This is a genomic window from Lactonifactor sp. BIOML-A5 (assembly GCF_009677585.1).
Taxonomy (GTDB): Bacteria; Bacillota; Clostridia; order Lachnospirales; family Lachnospiraceae; genus Lactonifactor.
The window spans coordinates 1-18,941 of sequence record NZ_WKYV01000038.1 but is presented as its reverse complement, the minus strand read 5'-3'; the positions used below and the strand labels follow the sequence as shown (position 1 = coordinate 18,941).

The 18,941-nt window shown below is 47.3% G+C and carries 20 protein-coding genes; 16 read left to right on the top strand and 4 right to left on the bottom strand.

The genetic code is table 11. The features are described 5' to 3' along the window. Window position 1: 1 nt before the first annotated feature. The 8 genes from GKG41_RS20985 to GKG41_RS20950 all read left to right on the top strand — a co-directional run bounded on the left by GKG41_RS20985 (window position 2) and on the right by GKG41_RS20950 (window position 10,016). Complete coding sequence (locus GKG41_RS20985) at window positions 2–1,399, top strand: MATE family efflux transporter (RefSeq protein ID WP_154261770.1); 1,398 nt, start codon at window positions 2–4, stop codon at window positions 1,397–1,399. A gap of 169 nt (window positions 1,400–1,568) precedes the next feature. Continuing rightward, window positions 1,569–1,838, top strand: a complete 270-nt coding sequence (locus GKG41_RS20980; RefSeq protein WP_154261769.1) for a DUF1905 domain-containing protein — start codon at window positions 1,569–1,571, stop codon at window positions 1,836–1,838. 11 nt (window positions 1,839–1,849) lie between these two features. After that, complete coding sequence (locus GKG41_RS20975; RefSeq protein ID WP_243141083.1) at window positions 1,850–4,498, top strand: DEAD/DEAH box helicase family protein; 2,649 nt, start codon at window positions 1,850–1,852, stop codon at window positions 4,496–4,498. Window positions 4,499–4,575: 77 nt separating this feature from the next. Next, window positions 4,576–5,250 (top strand): response regulator transcription factor, encoded by a 675-nt coding sequence (locus GKG41_RS20970; RefSeq protein ID WP_154261768.1) that lies wholly within the window; start codon window positions 4,576–4,578, stop codon window positions 5,248–5,250. Then, window positions 5,238–6,371 (top strand): HAMP domain-containing sensor histidine kinase, encoded by a 1,134-nt coding sequence (locus GKG41_RS20965; protein WP_154261767.1) that lies wholly within the window; start codon window positions 5,238–5,240, stop codon window positions 6,369–6,371. Before GKG41_RS20970 ends, GKG41_RS20965 begins: the two co-directional genes overlap by 13 nt. Window positions 6,372–6,417: 46 nt before the next feature. Further along, window positions 6,418–7,092 carry an ABC transporter ATP-binding protein gene (locus tag GKG41_RS20960; protein WP_154261766.1) on the top strand — a complete coding sequence of 225 codons (675 nt, stop codon included), beginning with the start codon at window positions 6,418–6,420 and terminating at the stop codon, window positions 7,090–7,092. Next, window positions 7,089–9,563, top strand: a complete 2,475-nt coding sequence (locus GKG41_RS20955; RefSeq protein ID WP_154261765.1) for an ABC transporter permease — start codon at window positions 7,089–7,091, stop codon at window positions 9,561–9,563. Before GKG41_RS20960 ends, GKG41_RS20955 begins: the two co-directional genes overlap by 4 nt. A 111-nt stretch (window positions 9,564–9,674) precedes the next feature. Next, complete coding sequence (locus GKG41_RS20950) at window positions 9,675–10,016, top strand: MmcQ/YjbR family DNA-binding protein (protein WP_154261764.1); 342 nt, start codon at window positions 9,675–9,677, stop codon at window positions 10,014–10,016. Here the strand turns inward: GKG41_RS20950 and GKG41_RS20945 are convergent. Further along, entirely contained in the window at window positions 10,013–11,752 is a 1,740-nt protein-coding gene (locus tag GKG41_RS20945) for an NFACT RNA binding domain-containing protein (RefSeq protein ID WP_154261763.1), read from the bottom strand. The genes GKG41_RS20950 and GKG41_RS20945 overlap by 4 nt on opposite strands. Before the next feature lie 159 nt (window positions 11,753–11,911). Between GKG41_RS20945 and GKG41_RS20940 the strand changes: the two genes are divergently transcribed. The 7 genes from GKG41_RS20940 (at window position 11,912) to GKG41_RS20910 (ending at window position 17,191) form a co-directional block, all read left to right on the top strand. Further along, the gene (locus GKG41_RS20940; RefSeq protein WP_154261762.1) at window positions 11,912–12,790 is read left to right on the top strand and encodes a YicC/YloC family endoribonuclease; all 879 of its coding nucleotides are present in this window, start codon (window positions 11,912–11,914) and stop codon (window positions 12,788–12,790) included. A gap of 15 nt (window positions 12,791–12,805) precedes the next feature. Continuing rightward, window positions 12,806–13,078, top strand: coding sequence for a DUF370 domain-containing protein (locus GKG41_RS20935; protein WP_072852688.1), 273 nt, complete (start codon window positions 12,806–12,808; stop codon window positions 13,076–13,078). Continuing rightward, window positions 13,071–13,703 (top strand): guanylate kinase, encoded by a 633-nt coding sequence (gene gmk, locus GKG41_RS20930; protein WP_154261798.1) that lies wholly within the window; start codon window positions 13,071–13,073, stop codon window positions 13,701–13,703. Before GKG41_RS20935 ends, gmk begins: the two co-directional genes overlap by 8 nt. A 6-nt stretch (window positions 13,704–13,709) precedes the next feature. Further along, the gene (rpoZ, locus tag GKG41_RS20925) at window positions 13,710–13,967 is read left to right on the top strand and encodes a DNA-directed RNA polymerase subunit omega (protein WP_072852692.1); all 258 of its coding nucleotides are present in this window, start codon (window positions 13,710–13,712) and stop codon (window positions 13,965–13,967) included. A gap of 67 nt (window positions 13,968–14,034) precedes the next feature. After that, window positions 14,035–15,375 (top strand): 30S ribosomal protein S12 methylthiotransferase RimO, encoded by a 1,341-nt coding sequence (gene rimO, locus GKG41_RS20920; RefSeq protein WP_256281319.1) that lies wholly within the window; start codon window positions 14,035–14,037, stop codon window positions 15,373–15,375. Beyond that, a complete protein-coding gene (gene pgsA / locus GKG41_RS20915) occupies window positions 15,359–15,898 on the top strand; it encodes a CDP-diacylglycerol--glycerol-3-phosphate 3-phosphatidyltransferase (protein ID WP_154261761.1) in 540 nt (179 codons plus the stop codon). Before rimO ends, pgsA begins: the two co-directional genes overlap by 17 nt. A 30-nt stretch (window positions 15,899–15,928) precedes the next feature. Continuing rightward, on the top strand, window positions 15,929–17,191 hold the full coding sequence (locus GKG41_RS20910) for a competence/damage-inducible protein A (protein WP_154261760.1): 1,263 nt from the start codon (window positions 15,929–15,931) through the stop codon (window positions 17,189–17,191). Window positions 17,192–17,258: 67 nt separating this feature from the next. On the opposite strand, the gene GKG41_RS20905 is transcribed toward GKG41_RS20910, so the two are convergent. The 3 genes from GKG41_RS20905 to GKG41_RS20895 form a co-directional block, all read right to left on the bottom strand. Further along, on the bottom strand, window positions 17,259–17,750 hold the full coding sequence (locus GKG41_RS20905) for a QueT transporter family protein (RefSeq protein WP_154261759.1): 492 nt from the start codon (window positions 17,748–17,750) through the stop codon (window positions 17,259–17,261). Window positions 17,751–17,886: 136 nt separating this feature from the next. Next, window positions 17,887–18,192 (bottom strand): hypothetical protein, encoded by a 306-nt coding sequence (locus tag GKG41_RS20900; RefSeq protein ID WP_072852702.1) that lies wholly within the window; start codon window positions 18,190–18,192, stop codon window positions 17,887–17,889. Window positions 18,193–18,206: 14 nt separating this feature from the next. Continuing rightward, entirely contained in the window at window positions 18,207–18,554 is a 348-nt protein-coding gene (locus tag GKG41_RS20895) for a hypothetical protein (RefSeq protein WP_072852704.1), read from the bottom strand. 100 nt (window positions 18,555–18,654) lie between these two features. Here GKG41_RS20895 and GKG41_RS20890 point away from each other — a divergent pair, with 100 nt between their 5' ends. Continuing rightward, complete coding sequence (locus GKG41_RS20890; RefSeq protein ID WP_154261758.1) at window positions 18,655–18,810, top strand: hypothetical protein; 156 nt, start codon at window positions 18,655–18,657, stop codon at window positions 18,808–18,810. Window positions 18,811–18,941 lie beyond the last annotated feature (131 nt).

Below are 18,941 nucleotides of genomic sequence, written 5' to 3'. Positions count from 1 at the left end.
AATGTTGCAGTATATATTTGGATTAGGCAGTCTTGTCAAAGGGATAAAGGTACAGGGCAAACTTCCCCGGGAAAGGGCTTTGTATGGAATGTTTTTCAGGATTGCATGGCCAGCGGCTCTGGAGGGGCTTTTGATTATGATGATATCTTCAGTGGATCTCATTATGGTAGGAACCCTGGGAACAGACGCGGTGGCAGCGGTAGGAATCACAAGTCAGCCAAGGATGATAATTCTCTGCTTCAGCCGTTCTCTTGCGGTTGCCATCACTGCCTTAACCGCCAGGAGAAAGGGCGAGGGGAAGAAAGAGGAACTTAATACTTGCCTGAAGCAGGGAATGCTGCTATCGGTATTTTTGTCCACAGTTATCCTTTTCGTATCCATGATTTTTCTGAAAGAGATACTTGTAGCTGCCGGGGCGCATAAGGAATATCTCAGAGAGGCAGTGGAATACGGGAAATATAATATGCTGGCCCTGTTTTTTACCGGCCTCTCAGTGGGCATTAACGCCGCACAGACCGGAGTGGGAGATACAAAAATTATATTATGGGCCAATGTGTCCGGTAATGTGGTTAACACGGTTCTGAATCTTTTCCTTATCTACGGACTTTTCTTCTTTCCCGAAATGGGTGTCGGAGGAGCGGGGCTGGCAACAGTAATAGGAAGTATGGTATCTTTTGGGATATCCCTCCGGTCTGTGTCCCGCAGGAAAACAGAACTGTATCTGTGGGGAAGCGGCGGTTGGAGGCCGGATCCGATCATTCTAAAATCCTTTTTCAGGGTGGGCAGCAGTGCATTTGCCGAACAGATCTTTGAGCGGATCGGAATGTTTCTGTACTCGTATATGGTGGCAGGGCTGGGTACAGTGGCTTTTGCCACACATTATATCTGTATGAATCTGTGCGACGTATACTATTCCTTTAGCCAGGGAATGAGCAAAGCCAGCTCCGCGCTTACCGGTCAAAAGCTGGGAGAGGGAAGAAAAGACCTGGCATTCATAAGTGCCAAAGCAGGGAGAAGAGGCGGACTCATTCTTGATCTGGCGGCATTCTTGATTTACTTTTTCGGCCGAAGTCTGCTTATGCTGATCTATTCAAGAGAGTTCCAGGTAATAGAACTTGGCAGCAATATTCTTATATTTGTAGCCGTGTGCACATTTCTTCAGACACAGAGCATGATCTACGCAGGTGTACTCCGGGGAGCGGGAGATACCCGCTATGTGGCAAAATATTCCTTCTGGGATATCGCAGTCTTTCGCCCTCTGCTGACATATCTGCTGTGTTTTCCTGCAGGGCTTGGGATATACGGAGCCTGGATCTCCCTGCTGGCAGATCAATTCCTGAGGGCTTATTTTGCTTCAAAGAGATTCCACAGCAAAAAATGGATGGAAGTTGAGCTTTAAAACGGAGGGGGGGACGTGTACTTTCTAGAAAGTACACGTCCCAAAATAAGATCGGGGTGTCCCATTTGAGGGATGCCCTGTCCCTTTTTATAATATCAAAGTTTATTTGACGCCGCTGCCGGGAATAGTATATGATAATGAAAAATAAACCAAAGGAATCTCAAGGAAAATGAATGAAAAGATTTATGAATTTGACGCAGTCATTAAAAAGGTTCCCGACATTGACGGTGCTTATATCGACATCCCTTTTGATGTCCGGGCAGAATTTGGCAAGGGGCGGGTTAAGGTCTGTGCTGCCTTTGACGGTATGGAGTATAACGGCAGTTTGGTCCGCATGAAGACGCCTGGACATATTCTGGGCATGAGGAAGGAGATCCGAACGGCACTGGGCAAGCAGGCGGGCGATATAGTTCATGTGACGCTCAGGGAACGGCAGTAGAGGAGCAGGGGATGATGAATGTATACGAGGATATTTTAGAATTCAAGGGAACTTGGAGGAAGTATCAGAGACGGGTTCTGGAATCCGCAGAACTATATAGGAATGACGGTAAAATTCATATTGTTGCACCTCCGGGTTCCGGCAAGACGACACTTGGTATTGAGTTGATACGCCGCCTGGGAGAGCCCTGTCTGATTTTATCTCCGGCCATTGTCATACGGGAACAATGGGTGGAGCGTGTGAGGGAGGCTTTTTTATGCAAAGGAGGGAATGATACGGAAATTTTATCCAATCAGCTCCAAACGCCAGGCCTGATCACGTCCATTACATACCAAAGCTTATACAGTGCTGTGACGAAAGGAAGAGCGGAGGAAGAAGAACACTCTCTGGATTATGCAGATTTTAATTTGCTTGAGACTGTCAGAAATCGGGGAATAAAAACCATCTGCCTCGATGAATGCCATCATCTCAGAAGTGAATGGTGGAAGGCTCTGGAGGAATTTGTGAGGGAACTGAAGGATGTCTACATGATTGCCCTGACGGCAACCCCGCCCTATGATTCCACACCATTGGAGTGGGAACGCTACAGCCGTCTGTGCGGTCCTGTGGATGAAGAAATCCTTGTGCCTGAACTTGTGAAAGAGGGGAGTCTCTGCCCCCACCAGGATTATGTGTATTTCAATTATCCCACAAGGGAAGAGCAGAAAACAGTCCGAAACTTTCGGAAAATGGTACATGAGACTATAAAACGGCTGATGTCAGACGAACTGTTTGTAAGCGCCGTTTCCGGTCATCGGGGAATAGGTGATTACGCTGCCTGGGCGGATACTCTTTTGGAGAATCCTCCGTACCTCTCCGCTCTTCTTATCTTTTTTCAGGAAAAGGGTATTCCGTATTCCCAGAAGTGGCTGAAACTCTTAGGGGTAACACACCTTCCCCGCATGAATCCCAACTGGATGGAAATCCTGCTCCAGGGCTTTTTGTATGAGGATACAGACAGCTATCCCTGTGAGGAGGGCTATCGCGAAGAGCTGGTAAAAGATTTGAAAAGAGCTAAGTTGATCGAGAGAAAAAAAGTAGGTCTGGTTATGAACCAAACCATAGAGAAGCTGCTGATTACCAGCAAGGGAAAGCTGAACAGTATACAGGATATAGTAATCTCGGAATACCAGGCGTTGGGCAGAGAGCTCAGGCTGCTAATTTTGACGGATTATATCCGAAAAGAATATATACCTGCTCTGGGAAATCCCGGGAAAGCAGCAGACAATATAGGCGTACTGCCTATTTTTGAAATGCTCCGCAGAAACCTTCCTCAAGAACTGCGGTTAGGCATTCTATGCGGCAGCATGGTGATTCTTCCCTCGGAAGCAGTTCCCTATTTAAAAGAGCTTGCAGCCAGAGAGACGGGAGGAAAAATCACCGTAACCGGAAAAGAACTCACAGACAAAGAGGGAACTACTCTTGGATATACAGAAGTTGTTATAGGCGGAAGAAAGCATACGGCGACGCTTCTCGTGACCAAAATTCTGGAAAAGGGATATATGCAGGTGCTGGTGGGTACCAAATCTTTACTGGGAGAAGGATGGGATTCCCCCTGTATTAATTCCCTGATACTGGCCAGCTTCGTAGGATCCTATGTCCTGAGCAACCAGATGCGGGGACGGGCTGTCCGGGTGATGCCCGGCCATCCGGAAAAGACAAGCAATATCTGGCATCTGGTATGTCTGGAAGGTCCGGAGGAATCTCAGGATTATATTGCTCTGAAGCGCAGGATGGAAGGTTTTTTGGGGATCAGCTATACGGAAAATACCATTGAAAATGGTATCGAACGGCTGACTGTAATCAAGGAACCGTTTACCCCTGAAAGCGTGGAAAGAATAAACGAAACCATGAGACAGATGGCGAAGAACAGAGAGTGTCTGAAAGAAAAATGGGAGAAAGCGCTGGTAATCTTTGATAAGCCGGAAGTCGCCGATGAATGCAGGATCCCGAAAGAGAAACTTGCCCCTGGTCTTTTGCTTTATAATATCATCGGGGCTCAGCTTCTCTGGCTTTTAATTGAAGCGTGCAACTCAGTCTTTTATTTCTACGCCAGAAAGCAGGGCGGAACGTCTCTTCACGCGTTATTTTTTCTTCTGTGTTCTGCTGTCTGTTTAATGGCCCTGCTCCGGTACGGGGGGAAGCTGGCCAGAATCTTTACTCCCTGCAGACGTCTGCAGTCTATGGGGAATGGGATTCAGAAAGCCCTGATTCAGGGCGGATATATTATTTCCGATACAAAAGTAGCGGTGCAGGAGCAGGATGGTATATTTTTTTATGCCTGGCTGAAGGGAGGAACCGCCAGGGAAAAAGATATCTTTGCCTCCTGTCTGCAAGAGTTTCTGGGAACTGTGGACAACCAAAGGTATCTGCTGTATGACAGGCGGCAGAGGCGGCGGGGAGAACAGTGGTTTCCGGTTCCCTCTCTGTTTGCCAAAACAAAGGAGGAGGCATCCTTGTTCCACCGAGCGGTAGCCCCAAGCATTGGAAATTACAAGCTAATCTATACCAGGACACCGGAAGGCCGCAGAATCCTCCTGAAAGCCAGGTGCTATTCTTATGCAAACCGCAGTGACCGTATCATTCACAGGGACAAGAAAATCAAGAATGCATTAGAGTAGTTAGTCCCGCAACGGGAAAAATTTGAGAAAATATTGAGAAAGAGCTGGTATAGTTGAAAAAAGGAGGTGCTGTGTAAATGTCTCCCAAAATATTAATCGCGGACGATGAAACGGGTATTGTTGAGATTGTAAGCAGCTATTTTCAGATGAAGGGTTATCAGACAATCACTGCAGCAGACGGAGAGCAGGTGCTCAACAAGGTCTCCTGGGAGCCGGACCTGATACTTTTGGATATCACTATGCCTGGACTGGACGGACTGTCCGTATGCCAACGTATCCGGGAATACGTAGCCTGTCCGATACTTTTTCTTACTGCCAGGGTAGAATCCCAGGATAAAATTAAAGGATTTCAGGCCGGAGGGGACGATTATGTGGTAAAGCCCTTTGACCTGGAGGAACTAGGGGCCAGAGTGGAGGCACACCTGCGGAGAGAGCAGCGCAGGCAGTCGTCAGGCAACGTACGCTTTTTCGGAGATCTTGCCGTTGATTATACAGCCAGAACTGTAACTGTGGGCAGTGAATTTGTGAATTTTTCCCGGCGGGAGTTTGATATTATCCAGCTGCTCTCGTCCCATGAAGGCCAGGTATTTGACAGGGAGCGGATGTATGAATGTATATGGGGATATGACGGAGGCGGGAACAGCGATACCATAATGGAACATATACGGAAAATACGTACGAAACTCTCTGCCTTTGGCTTGGAACACCTGATAGGAACCGTCTGGGGGTGCGGATATAAATGGAATGCATAAAACGTATGGGGCTGAAGCAGGCGTTTTTCTGGCTTACTTTCTGGTGCCTGCTGGGAGGACTCCTTTTAGGAGGGATTGCTTTTGGCTCCTGTATTTATCTTCGTTCCTCTCTGTCTGATACAAGCCTGGAACTTGAAGTAGGGCCTGAAACAGCCATGCGCTTTTCGCCCCCCGCTGCCTCAGGAGCCGGGGATGGACTCTCCAGGCTTCTGTCCTTTCTGCAGTTTGCGCTTCCTGCCTTGTTTCTTACCGGGGGGCTGGTCCTGGCAAATATTCTGTTTTACCGGTATAAATTAAAAAAGCCCATAGCCGATTTAACATACGGAGCAGAAAAAGTAATCGCCAATGACCTGGATTTTATAATGCCTGAAGCCTCCCGGGATGAACTCGGGCAGCTCTGCCGGGCATTTGAAACCATGCAGAAAGAACTGTTAAGGAACAAACGGGATATGTGGAGACAAAACGAGGACAGAAGACATCTGAACGCCGCCTTTTCCCATGAGCTGCGCAATCCTGTAACCGTTTTGAAGGGGTCTCTTACACTGCTTGCGCAGGATCCTCAGAATCCTGAGACCCGCAGGCGTATAGAGGTTTATACCCGCAGAATTGAACAATATGTAGAAGCTATGAGCAGTGTGCAGCAGTTGGAACAGCTGCCTGTGCGGTACAGGGAAACTCGTGTGGATACCCTTATCAGGGAATTGAAGGAGACGGTAAAGATCCTTTCCTTGGAGCAGCAGTGTGATGTGGAAGGGGAGGGATGGAGCCAGGTATATCTGGATACCGATCTTTTTTCCCATATTGCAGAAAATCTGATTGGAAACGCCGCCCGGTTTGCAAAACGCAGGATTCATATTTCCCTGAGTGAATCAAGATCCTATCTGACGCTGACAGTATCCGATGACGGTCCCGGCTATCCGGAAGAGATTCTTAAAAACGGCCCCTGTCCCTTCCAGAGGGGGGCGGAAGAGGCCAGGCATTATGGTATGGGACTCTATATCAGCAAGATTTTGTGTGAAAAGATGGAGGGGAAATTATATCTGAATAACACCGGTATCGGTGCCAGGGCATCAGCGGTATTTATGAAATTACCCCATGCCCCCTGTTTGAGAGAAAATTGAGATTTGTATCGTACACTCTTCTTTATCAGAAAGGAGAGTGTTTTTTATGGAGATTTGTGTAAACGGCGTCTCAAAAATTTACGGAAAAGGGGATGGCCAGATTACTGCATTGGATCAGGCGGACATGGTCATAGGAGAATCGGATTTTTTATCCATTATGGGACCATCCGGCAGCGGAAAAAGTACCCTTCTGCATATCATCAGCGGTCTGGACACCCCTACAAAGGGTACCGTAACCTATGATGGCAGGAATATACATAGTGGCAGCGATAAAGAGCTGTCTGCTCTCCGCCGCCAAAAAGTGGGGTTCGTTTTTCAACAGTTCCATCTGCTTCCGGTTCTGACAGTCCGGGAGAATATACGGATGCCTCTGCTTTTGGATCGGCGGAAGCCAGATGAGGAATATTTATCTTATCTTATAGAAATTCTTGGGTTAAAGAACCGGCTGGACCACCTGCCGGGACAGCTTTCAGGGGGGCAGAAACAACGGGCCGCTATTGCCAGAGCCCTGAGTGCAAGGCCGGAAATTATCTTTGCCGACGAACCCACAGGCAATCTGGACTCCCGGAACGGGAAGGAAGTTATGGAACTTTTGCTGACCATCCACAGAGAACTGAAAAAGGCTCTTGTGATTATTACACATGATCCTCAAATAGCAGAACAGGCCGGGCGGCAGTTTGTTATGTCGGACGGAATCCTGAGGGAGGTGGAGCGGTTATGAAATCCTACACATCCCTGGTATGGAGAGAACTGAAGATTCAGAAGGTTACCTCCTTTCTTATCCTGGCTGCTGTCATTATGTCCTCTCTCATGACTGCTGTAATCTGCCAGTCCATAGGTATCCTTTCTGCTATGCGCCTTCATCAGGCCTCTGTGCTGAACGGAGACAGGCATGTAACCTTTCACCAGATTACCCGGGAGGAAAAAGCAAGGCTGTTTGCTGACAGCCGGCTGGAATTTGCCGCAAGCTGGCAAAGCCTTGGAACTGCCAGACTGGGGAACAGCGGTCTAAGTCTGCAGCTAAGAGAATATCTGGAGGAGGATTTGTCCATTTATCCCCAAATAAAGAGAGTGAAAAAGGGATGTCTGCCGGAGAGACCTCTGGAGATTGCCCTGCCGGAGGATGCACTGCAGCTGTTGGGAGCTTCCGGAGAGATCGGAGATACCGTCTCTCTGAAGCTTTCCTTAAGCCTTCTCCATGATGACCAGCTGCCCTGGGAATATACGCAGGATTTCCTTCTCACAGGTATTCTTGAAAATAATTATCTTGGTTACGCCAGCGGTACTGTTTCCGGAATAGCCGGAGAAAAAACCGCAGAAAGAATACTTCCGGAAAAATACCAGCTGTACGCTGCGGACCTCCGCCTGCGCAGTCTGGATGACTTTCAGGGACAGATAGAATCTCTGGGGGAGTCCATCCATATGCCGGAAGAAGAGATACAGTATAACTGGATCTACCTGAACGCCCTTGGCGTACCTTACGGGGAAGAGACAGAAGAAGCCCAAGGATTCCCATTTTTAATGCTTTCTGCCCTAATGGTTGGTATTCTGGTTCTGATTGCCAGCGGTCTTGTGATTTATAATATCCTGAAAATCACAGTGACCCGGCGGATGAGCCAGTATGGAGTTCTGCGGGCGATAGGAACAGAGCGCCGGCAGCTTTACTTTCTTGTCACCCTGGAGCTCCTGATACTCTGTGCCATTGGGATTCCGCTGGGAACTGCCGGCGGGGTAGCTGCTTCTGGAGAGATTCTGGAAGGTGTGCTGAGTATTTTATCCCCGGAGGCATTTCAAACCGGATCCCCGGAGGAATTGCTTTCTCTGGTACGCCAGTCGGGAGACAATAGTCTGTGGGCAGTGTCAGGCAGTATTCTGATTACCCTGGCGTCCTCATTATTGGCCTCCCTTCCCGCTGCGTCATATGCGGCAAGGGTATCTCCGGTCACAGCCATAGGGAATACATCTGCAAAGGTTGGGAGACGGAGACGAAGAAAGAATCGGGTAAAGCATTTTGAGGCTTTTTACGGACGCCTAAACCTGAGACGCAATCCTGCCAGAACCTTTATTACTGTCCTGTCCCTGGCAATGAGTATCGCAGTTTTTGTTGCACTTCAGAGCTTCACAGGATTGCTTGACACATCAAGAGAGGTGAGAGATATGCATCTGGGAGATTATTCTGTCACCAATAAATCCACAGGTTTTACTCCCGACGAGGCGGCAAAGCTGGAAGCTGATCCGGCTGTTGAGTCTCTTCAGGCTACAAAATTCAGCTGCTTTCAGCAGGATGCCGATGGAGACATTCCTCTGGAATTGAATTTTTCTCTTCAGCCTGGGGAAACCTTCCAGATCACAGGCATAGATACCGGGCGCATCTGGAAGCTTGCCGGGGAACTGCCGGAAGAGAAGAAAACCAAAATACAGGAAGGGACTGCCTGTGTAGTTAAAAACCCGATCCCTGTATCATTCCAGGGCAGAGAACTTGCCCGCACACAGATTCAAAAAGGGGATACCATAGAAATTCAGGGCCATAATCTTGAAGTTGCCGCAGTGACTGACGGTTGTGTTACTGTCAATAACGACGGGTTTCAAAATGGTGTACAGGTGATTGTGACAGATAAGACCTACGATCGATTAACAGGTAGCAGTCAATATACGGAGCTATATCCTGTTTTGACTCCCCGGGCAGAAGAAACTGCATTTGAAGAAAGACTAAAGGGGTTCTGCGGACAGATCCCGGGAAGTACCTGGCTGTCCTACCGGAACACAGACCGGCAGCTGGAAGAGAGCTTTCAGCAAATCCGGCTGCTCAGCTGGGGATTTATAATTTTTATCGGGCTTATCGGCATCCTAAATATAATCAACACTGTTTATACGAATATTCACACCCGGGTCACAGAAATCGGCATACAGAGAGCGGTGGGAATGAGCGCAGGATCCCTGTACAGGACGTTTCTGTGGGAGGGGGTGTATTACAGCCTCTTGGCTGCCGGTACAGGTTCAGCGGCCGGTCTTTTATGCACCTTTGTGATTTACCGAGCTGCAGGAGGCTCCTTTTCCCTCCGGGAGCTCCCGTTGTCTGCCGTTGCTGAGGCATCTGTACTCGCAGCCGGTGTCTGTCTTGCCGCCACAGTCATTCCTTTAAGGCAGGCGGCGAAGATGAGTATTGTGGAAGCTATCGGTACAGGGGAATAAAGGTTTGTCACCTGACCTTCCTGCGTGATATAATTAAGAACAAGGGGACACATGTCTGCTTATGATAATTACCGGGAACTTGTCAAAACGCCTGCAGAGGAGCATATAGATATGAGAAGCAGAAGAGAAGTAATTAACTTTTGTCTTAAACTTAAGAATTCTTATGAGGATTATCCCTTTGAGGATCCCAACTGGACCGTAATGCGCCATAAAGAAAACCAGAAGGTATTTGCCTGGATCTTTCAGCGGGAAGGACATATTTGGGTGAACGTTAAATGTGATCCCCAGTGGAGAGAGTTCTGGAGGGAGGCCTTTCCCTCCGTAATCCCAGGGTATCATCTGAATAAAATGCACTGGAATTCTATCATATTGGACGGAACAGTTCCGGATAAAGATATTAAAAGAATGGTGCAGGAGAGCTATGATCTCACTGCACCGAAAAAGAGAGCCTAGACTACCTCACGGATCCCGGAGATATCCGGTTCAATCATGAGAGAGTAGTTGGTATAATAGATGACAAAGCCTGGTTTTCCCCCGCCGGGCTTTTTCACATTTTTTTTCTCAGTATAGTCAATTTCAACCTTGGGAGCCTGTCTTCCTTTGGAGTAATAGGCAGCCAGCCGGCCGGCTTCCTCAAAGGTGCGGTCAGGCAGCTCGTCCCCGTTTGTCTTAACAATTACGTGGGAACCAGGCTGTCCCTTTGCATGAAACCACCAGTCATTGCCCACGGCAAATTTAAAGGTCAGCTCTTCATTCTGATAATTATTTTTCCCTACATACATATGATAGCCGTCAGAGGAAATATAATGGAGAGGCTTTGCAGTCACTCTTACTTTTTTCCCTGCAGGTCCTTTTCTTTTTATATATCCGTACTGCACAAGCTCTTCCTTAATCTGCACCAGATCCTCTTCTTTTCTGGCAATATCCAGGGCAGTGCTGATAGATTCCAGGTGCTCGATCTCACTTTGTGTATCCTTCAGCTGTTCTTCCAGTGCCTCAGCCGTCCGTTTCAGCTTATTATATCTGTCAAAATATTTTTTGGCATTCTCCTGGGGTGTCATGGTTGGATCCAGGGGGATGGTGATTTCTTCATTGGTGTAGTAATTCAATGCCTGAAAAGATCGGCAGCCCTCTTCCAGATTATATCCGTAAGTATTGAGTAATTCCCCGTATACCTTATATTTGTCTTTTTTTACAGTATCCTTCATCTGTCTGGTCTGCAGATCGAATTTCTTCCGGTTCCTCTCCAGGGCAGTCTGAACCACTTTTCGCAATTCCGCGGATTTCTGACGAATCCTGGTGATTATATTTTTTGCCGCATAATAATGCTCCAGCACCTGGGAGATAGAAGCGTACGCCTCTGTCCGGTATCCCTCATACTTCATAAGAGGAACCGAGGCATATTCCAGAGGAGCCTCGTCATCATAAATAATAGAAGGACAAAAGTTCCCCTGCCGGATATCATCCATGAGGCGTTCAAATGTATGGAACAAATGGATCCTCTCAGCCTCTGAAAGAGAACTGACAGAAGCGCCGCCGTCCACAGAGGCCCTGCAGCAGATTTCTTCGCTCATTACAGGGCTGATTCCGGTGAGAGAGGTATAGAGGGCTTTGGAGACCGGAAGCGGTTTGCTGTATATAAAATTGGCAAATTCATCTTCTGAAATATTCAGAGGATTTTTTTTCTCCTGGGTCTCCGGAATAAAATAATTTCTGCCGGGAAGTACTTCCCGGACTGAACTCATGTGAGAGGATACGTGTTTGATGCTGTCAAGGATCCTGTCCGTCTCATCCAGGAAAATAATGTTGCTGTGCTTTCCCATGATTTCTACTGCCAGAGTTTTGCGGCAGAGATCCCCCAGCTCGTTGAGATGCTCAATCTCTATCCGGATGACCCGCTCCAGACCCTGCTGGGTCACTGCAGTGATTTTTCCGCTTCCAATGTGCTTGCGCAGAAGCATGCAGAAATTCGGTGCTGTAAGGGGACTGGGCTTATTGCTCTGTGTCAGATAAATCAGGGGAAGAGAGGCGCTGGCTGAGATGAGAAGCCGATGCTGCACTCTCTGATTCTTAATCGTAAGAAGAAGCTCATCCGCTTCCGGCTGGGCGATTTTGTTGATCTTTCCCCCTGTGATGGTCTGATTTAACTCATGTACTATATTTGCAATGGTAATTCCGTCGAATGCCATAAAATATCTCCTTTCCGTTCTGGAGTTATTATAGCAGAAAAAACGTCTGCAGGCAAAATACATTTGAAAAAGGATTTGACTAGGGATTTGTAATGACTTATAATAATTTTGTATGTTTATGCCCGGGAGGCAAATCAGGAACAGAAAAGAGTGGATGAAATGATTAAAAGTATGACGGGCTTCGGCCGTGCCGAGATCGCTGATGAAGAGAGAAAATTCACCGTAGAGATGAAGTCCGTGAACCATAGATACCTGGATATTAACCTTCGGATGCCTAAGAAATTAAGCATTTTTGAGGCTTCTATCCGAAATCTCCTGAAAGAATACATTCAGAGGGGAAAAGTTGATGTATTTATCACTTATGAGGACTTTACCCAGAAAAGAGTCAATATAAAGTACAACCGGGAGATCGCCGCCGAGTACCTGGGATATCTCAGAGATATGTGCAGTGAGTTTCAGCTGAAGGATGATATCTGTGTATCTCATCTGTCGAAATATCCGGAAGTGTTCGTCATGGAGGAGCAGTCCCTGGATGAAAAGGAGCTGTGGAGCTTTCTGGAACAAGGAATTACCCAGGCGGCCTGCCAGTTTGTGGAGGAGAGGAAAAAGGAGGGCGCACATCTCAAAGAAGACATTATTACCAAGTTAGACGGAATGAACGATAAAATTCATCTGGTAGAACAGCGTGCTCCTGAGATACTCAAGGAATATCGGGCCAAACTGGAGGAGCGCACCAGAGAACTGCTGGCCGATTCTCAGATTGAGGACAGCCGTATAGCCGCTGAAGTGGTATTGTTCGCCGATAAAATCTGCACGGATGAGGAGACTGTCCGCCTGAGAAGCCATGTAAATAATATGAAAAATGTGCTTCAGGAAGGAGACGGCATAGGGAGAAAACTGGATTTTATTGCCCAGGAGATGAACAGAGAGGCAAACACGATTCTCTCCAAAGCAAATGATTTAGAAACTTCCAACATAGCTATTGATCTAAAAACCGAGATAGAAAAAATCCGGGAACAGATACAGAATATTGAGTAACAGAGAGGGATACCATTGGCAAAGTTAATTAACATTGGATTTGGGAATGTTGTAAATACGGATAAGATAATTGCCGTTGTAAGTCCCGATGCCGCTCCCATTAAGCGTATGGTACAAAACGCCAAGGAGGCCGGCAAAACGGTCGACGCCACACAGGGAAGGAAGACGAAGTCTGTCATTGTGACAGGGGAAGATATTCTTGTGCTTTCTGCCCTGCAGCCGGAGACTATTACAAAAAGATTTTCCTCTTTCAGAGAGGGAGAGATCAAAGGGGAATATGATGAGTAAAAAAGGAGTACTGGTTGTGGTATCCGGATTCTCCGGTGCCGGCAAGGGCACACTGATGCGGGCCCTGATGAACAGATACATGAATTACGCGCTGTCTGTCTCAGCGACAACAAGAGCCCCCAGAGAGGGAGAAGAAGACGGACGGGAATACTTTTTCAAAACAAGGGAAGAATTTGAACAACTGATAAAAGAGGATGCCCTGATTGAATATGCGCAGTATGTGGGAAATTATTACGGAACCCCCAAGGATTACGTGGAAAAGGAGCTGGAGTCGGGCAGAGATGTCATCCTGGAGATAGAGATCCAGGGAGCTTTAAAAGTAAAGGAAAAGATTCCGGATGCTCTTCTTCTGTTTGTGGCCCCCCCCAGTGCCGGGGAGCTGAAAAGACGGCTGGTGGGACGGGGCACAGAGACCCCCGAGGTCATTGGATCCAGGCTGCAGAGAGCTGCCGAGGAGGCAGAGGGCATGGAAAGATATGATTATCTTTTGATCAATGATGAATTGGAGCAATGCGTAGAGGAAATGCATCAGGTGATTCAGAGTCAGCACCACAAAGTCAGTGAAAATCTTTCCCTGATAAAACAGATTGGAAATGAATTAAAGGTATTTATGAAAGGAGAATGAGGATATATGATACATCCATCTTATTCAGAATTAATGCAGGTAGTAAACAGTGAGCTTGAACCGGATGAGGCACCTTTGGTAAACAGCAGGTATTCCATAGTCCTGGCCACCAGCAAAAGAGCCAGACAGATTATCGGCGGGGAAGATCCCCTTGTGAGTTCCCGGGGGAAAAAGCCTTTGTCCATTGCTGTTGAGGAGCTTTATAAAGGGAAAGTTAAGATTGTCTCTGACGATGAGCTGGATAAAAAAGAGAGCGAAGAATAACAAGAAAGGAGTGGCGCGTATCTGGTGGCACTCCTTTTATACATAAAAAGAAAAGGAGACTGACGTAGTGAAAAAAGTTTTATTCATCTCTCTGGGATGCGATAAAAATCTGGTGGATTCCGAGGAGATGCTCGGGCTTTTGGTTGCCCGGGGATATGAAATCACGGATGCAGAGGAGGATGCGGATGTAATAGTCGTTAATACCTGCTGTTTTATCCATGATGCCAAGCAGGAGAGTATTGATACCATTCTGGAGATGGCTGAGTACAGAAGTGTTGGCAAATGCAGAGCCCTTCTGGTAACCGGATGTCTGGCCCAGCGGTATCAAAAAGAAATAACGGATGAGATTCCGGAGGTAGACGCTGTTCTGGGCACCACCAGCTATAAAGAGATTGTGACAGCCCTTGACAAAGTCTTTGCCGGTGAAAAATACCTGGAATTTCAGGATATCAATTCCCTGCCCCTGGCGGATGCAAACCGTGTGGTGACCACCGGAGGCCACTATGAGTATCTGAAAATAGCGGAGGGCTGCGACAAACACTGTACGTACTGCATTATTCCGAAACTGAGGGGACGCTACCGAAGCATACCTATGGAACATCTGATCCGCCAGGCAGAATATCTGGCAGAGCAAGGGGTAAAGGAACTGATTCTGGTAGCCCAGGAGACTACCCTCTACGGAATTGACCTTTACAAAGAAAAGTCACTTCATCTCCTTCTGGGCCGCCTGTGCAGAGTTAAGGGAATCCGATGGATCCGGGTTCAGTACTGCTATCCTGAGGAGATATATCCCGAACTGATACAGGTCATGAAGGAAGAAAAAAAGATATGTCATTATCTGGATCTTCCTATCCAGCATGCCAATGACGCTGTACTGAAACGCATGGGCAGGCGTACGACCAGAAAGCAGCTGACCGCCATGGTGAATACTCTTCGCCGGGAGATACCGGATATCGTCCTGCGGACCACCCTGATCACTGGCTTTCCGGGGGAAACCCAGGAGCAGCATGAGGAACTGATGGAATTTGTGGATGAGATGGAGTTTGACCGGCTGGGAGTCTTTACTTACTCCCCGGAAGAAGACACGCCTGCGGCAGAGATGGACGGGCAGATTCCGGAAGAGGTGAAAGAAGAGCGCAAGGCCGAGCTCATGGAACTCCAGCAGGAGATTTCTCTGGATAAGGGAGATTCCAGAATTGGGATGGAGCTTGAGGTGATGATTGAAGGCAAGGTGGCTGATGAAAATGCATATGTGGGACGTACGTATGCAGATGCGCCGGGAATCGACGGATATATTTTTGTGAATACAGAGACAGAATTAATGTCCGGCGATTTTGCACTGGTGCATGTAACCGGAGCCTTAGAATATGATTTGATAGGAGAATTAGCTGATGAATACACCGAATAAACTGACTTGTCTTCGTGTCATAATGATCCCGTTTTTTGTCTTTTTTATGCTGACAGATGCAGCGGGCAGCGCCGGTAAGTGGATCGCGCTTGTTTTGTTTGTTGTGGCCAGTCTCACAGATACCCTGGATGGATATCTGGCCAGAAGGGACAATCTGGTCACCAATTTCGGGAAATTTATGGATCCCCTTGCGGATAAATTGCTGGTATGTTCTGCACTGATCTGTTTTGTGGAGACAGGAAAGCTGCATGCATGGCTGGTGATCATTATCATAAGCCGGGAATTCATTATCAGCGGCTTCCGTCTTATTGCATCAGACAATGGGATTGTAATTGCCGCAAGCTACTGGGGCAAATTTAAGACAGTATCCCAGATGATAATGACAATCCTGCTGATTGCCGATCTGGGCGGTGTTTTTGACATAGCAGAGACTGTTTTTATTTACCTGGCGCTGATTCTCACTGTTGTATCACTGGTAGATTACTTATGGAAGAACAGGCAGGTAATCAGCATGCAGGATTAAGGGCCTGCAGCTGCTGCGAAAGGAGAACGTATGGTTGTAGAATTAGTCTGTGTAGGTACAGAAATACTTTTAGGAAACATTGTGAATACGAATGCCGCCTATCTGTCGGAGAAATGTGCCAATCTTGGCCTTTCCCTTTATTATCAGACAGTGGTTGGCGACAATGAGGAGCGGATGACCACAGCCATTGCCACGGCCATTGACCGATCGGATATTGTAATACTCTGCGGAGGACTGGGCCCCACAAAGGATGATATGACAAAGGAAATCACAGCCAGGGTAATGGGAAGGGAACTGGTGGAGGATCCTCACACCAGGGAAAGAATTCAGGCATTTATGGATAATTATATAAAGTCCCAGCCGGAAAGCAAGATAACAGCCAACAACTGGAAGCAGGCCCTGATTCCCCAGGGGGCAGCCGTTCTGGACAATCATAACGGGACAGCTCCCGGGTTAATCATAGAATCCGGGGGAAAGACTGCTATTTTGCTTCCCGGTCCGCCCAATGAGCTGAAGCCCATGTTTGAGGAAGCCGTATACCCTTATCTTAGAAAAAAACAGCCTGAGATTATTTACTCGGAGATGGTTAAAATCTGTGGGATCGGGGAGAGCAAGGTAGAAACCGATATCAGCGATCTCATTGCTGCTCAGACGAATCCAACCATAGCAACCTATGCGAAGACTGCGGAAGTTCATATCCGGGTAACCGCCAAGGCCGCTAGCGAAAAGGAGGCCAAGCAATTGATCAAACCGGTAGTCAGGGAATTGAAGCTGCGGTTTGGCAAAAACATATACACCACAGATGAGAATAAATCACTGGAGGAAGCGGTAGTTGAACTGCTGCGGGCTCAGCATCTTCGGCTTACCACAGTAGAATCCTGTACAGGGGGCGCTTTATCCGCACGGATCGTCAATGTACCGGGAGCGTCGGATGTTCTGAAGCAGGGGTTTGTCACTTACTCCAATTCTGCCAAGAAAAAGTTCATTATGGTAAAAAAGAGCACACTGAAGACCCACGGCGCTGTCAGCAGCAAATGCGCAAAGGAAATGGCAAAAGGAGGCAACTTTACTACAGGATCGGATGTGGCAGTTTCAGTTACCGGCATTGCAGGCCCAGATGGGGGAACTCCCGAAAAACCGGTGGGTACTGTATTTATTGCCTGCTGTCTGAAGGGTGAGACCAAGGTACGGGAATTCCATTTCAACGGCAACCGAAGCAAAATAAGAGAACAGTCCGTGGTAAATGCGCTAATCTTACTCCGTGACTGCATTCTGGAGAATTTTAAGAAATAATAGAAAATGGCTGTGTTCTGCAGGCTGGAAAGCCGCAGAACACAGCCATTGTTATAAATCACAGAGCTTAGAAGTTCCTGAATATCACACGCCGCCTCTTCTTCAGTACTCCCAGTAAAATTCCGCCGAGGACCCCACAGGAAAGGATCTCACCTATGCCCACAGTTACCATGAAAAAGAGAATGGGAAGATGTATTCCGTATCCATACCTCAGTATAAAGGGAACGATCAATGTATTGGCAGCAATGGGTGGGAGCACCAGCAGGATTTTCTGGCGGAAATGCCGCACTCCATAGGTGCCCAATGCTCCCAGCAGAGTTGCCAGACTTCCGAAAATTATATCCGGGAGTATCCCTCCTCCCATGATATTTCCCAGAAGGCAGCCCACGAATAATCCGGGAATCGCAGCGGGGGTGAACAGGGGCAGAATCGTAAGCGCTTCTGCCAGACGTATTTGTATCTGTCCGAAGCTTATGGGGGCAAAGAGCATAGTCAAAGCCACGTACACAGCAGCAATTACGGCTGCCTGTGTGAGAAAGGTTATGTTTTTGTTTTTCATAGTGATTCTCCTTTAGTTTTGTTTAACGTGTGGAAGGTCTCGAACACACGATACTTCAGCGTCTTTCAGTATAGCACCCCATTTCCTGAAATGCAAGAAAAAGGGGCAAAAGTCTGCCCCTCCCTGCCCCTTAATATTAACGCATCATTTTCATAAGCTGCAGCATACGATCTATCTTTGCAACCTCAGCCGGCGGTTTTCCAATTTTCAGCACCTCAATAATGGTATCCATTTCATTTTTTGAGAACTGCATCCCGCTGGACTTGCTTTTGGACGCTGCTGCCATGAGAAATGGCATAATATCATTTTGTCCTTTCTGGCTGCCTTGTTCCGCAAGGGACTGGAGCATCGCCAGTTTTGCCGGATCCATCCCTGACAGATTGGGATGGTTCATCCAACTGTTGTTCTGATTATTTTCCTTATTGTTTCCATTATTGTCCATCTTTTATTCCTCCCTTATGTGTTGTTGTTATCCTGGGACAGTTCGAGTATCTGAACCATGACCAGAGTGTTGATAAGGCTGTCGATCCGCTCCTGGGTAGGTCCGTTGCAGAACCGGCGGATATCCTGGAGCATTTCCAGAGGCTCTACCTTTTCATTTTCCACTGCACAGATACTCATCTCTCCCCGCGGTTTGGAAAAGAGGGAAATGGTATTCTGCAGTTCCATCATTTTCGCCATAACTGACAGAAAACGCTGCCCGGAAGGGGGAACATAAGGAAGTGCAGCTTTCATTACCTGTATTTGATCCTGGGAGACCATCTGATCCAGAATCGTCCTGTTGTCTGATCTTTGTTCACTCATAAAAATTCACTTTTTTTAAAGCCTATGTTTTTCATTATTAAGATATGACAGATACTGGGAGATGACATAAGATAAACTATAAAGGATTAAGGAGCTATCTATGAATACACACAAAACAAAGCTTATTATAGAAGATAACACTCTGTATGAAATTGACCTGGAGTGTGCAAAAAAGAAAAAAAATTCTCCCGAACAGGGAGTGAGAAAGCAGGAGCCTCAGATAAATCAGGGCGTCCGGCGGTATAAAAGAAAATAGCCGGGGAAAACTCCCCGGCTCAGACTGTAGACAAAGTCCGAGGACAAGTGCCTCGGATTTTCTTCGCCATTGAGCCAGAAAAGTCAGCACTTACAAGACTTTGAGGCTCTTTTTTGGTATAATAGATGTAT

Bases quoted from the DNA above. Each gene is read 5' to 3' on its own strand.
- GKG41_RS20895 (WP_072852704.1), bottom strand. From the start codon at position 18,554: ATGAGTGAACAAAGATCAGACAACAGGACGATTCTGGATCAGATGGTC.
- GKG41_RS20975 (WP_243141083.1), top strand. From the start codon at position 1,850: ATGATGAATGTATACGAGGATATTTTAGAATTCAAGGGAACTTGGAGG.
- GKG41_RS20970 (WP_154261768.1), top strand. From the start codon at position 4,576: ATGTCTCCCAAAATATTAATCGCGGACGATGAAACGGGTATTGTTGAG.
- GKG41_RS20960 (WP_154261766.1), top strand. From the start codon at position 6,418: ATGGAGATTTGTGTAAACGGCGTCTCAAAAATTTACGGAAAAGGGGAT.
- GKG41_RS20900 (WP_072852702.1), bottom strand. From the start codon at position 18,192: ATGGACAATAATGGAAACAATAAGGAAAATAATCAGAACAACAGTTGG.
- GKG41_RS20945 (WP_154261763.1), bottom strand. From the start codon at position 11,752: ATGGCATTCGACGGAATTACCATTGCAAATATAGTACATGAGTTAAAT.
- pgsA (WP_154261761.1), top strand. From the start codon at position 15,359: ATGAATACACCGAATAAACTGACTTGTCTTCGTGTCATAATGATCCCG.
- GKG41_RS20910 (WP_154261760.1), top strand. From the start codon at position 15,929: ATGGTTGTAGAATTAGTCTGTGTAGGTACAGAAATACTTTTAGGAAAC.
- GKG41_RS20965 (WP_154261767.1), top strand. From the start codon at position 5,238: ATGGAATGCATAAAACGTATGGGGCTGAAGCAGGCGTTTTTCTGGCTT.
- GKG41_RS20940 (WP_154261762.1), top strand. From the start codon at position 11,912: ATGATTAAAAGTATGACGGGCTTCGGCCGTGCCGAGATCGCTGATGAA.
- gmk (WP_154261798.1), top strand. From the start codon at position 13,071: ATGAGTAAAAAAGGAGTACTGGTTGTGGTATCCGGATTCTCCGGTGCC.
- GKG41_RS20985 (WP_154261770.1), top strand. From the start codon at position 2: ATGTTGCAGTATATATTTGGATTAGGCAGTCTTGTCAAAGGGATAAAG.
- GKG41_RS20955 (WP_154261765.1), top strand. From the start codon at position 7,089: ATGAAATCCTACACATCCCTGGTATGGAGAGAACTGAAGATTCAGAAG.
- GKG41_RS20980 (WP_154261769.1), top strand. From the start codon at position 1,569: ATGAATGAAAAGATTTATGAATTTGACGCAGTCATTAAAAAGGTTCCC.
- GKG41_RS20905 (WP_154261759.1), bottom strand. From the start codon at position 17,750: ATGAAAAACAAAAACATAACCTTTCTCACACAGGCAGCCGTAATTGCT.
- rpoZ (WP_072852692.1), top strand. From the start codon at position 13,710: ATGATACATCCATCTTATTCAGAATTAATGCAGGTAGTAAACAGTGAG.
- GKG41_RS20950 (WP_154261764.1), top strand. From the start codon at position 9,675: ATGAGAAGCAGAAGAGAAGTAATTAACTTTTGTCTTAAACTTAAGAAT.
- GKG41_RS20890 (WP_154261758.1), top strand. From the start codon at position 18,655: ATGAATACACACAAAACAAAGCTTATTATAGAAGATAACACTCTGTAT.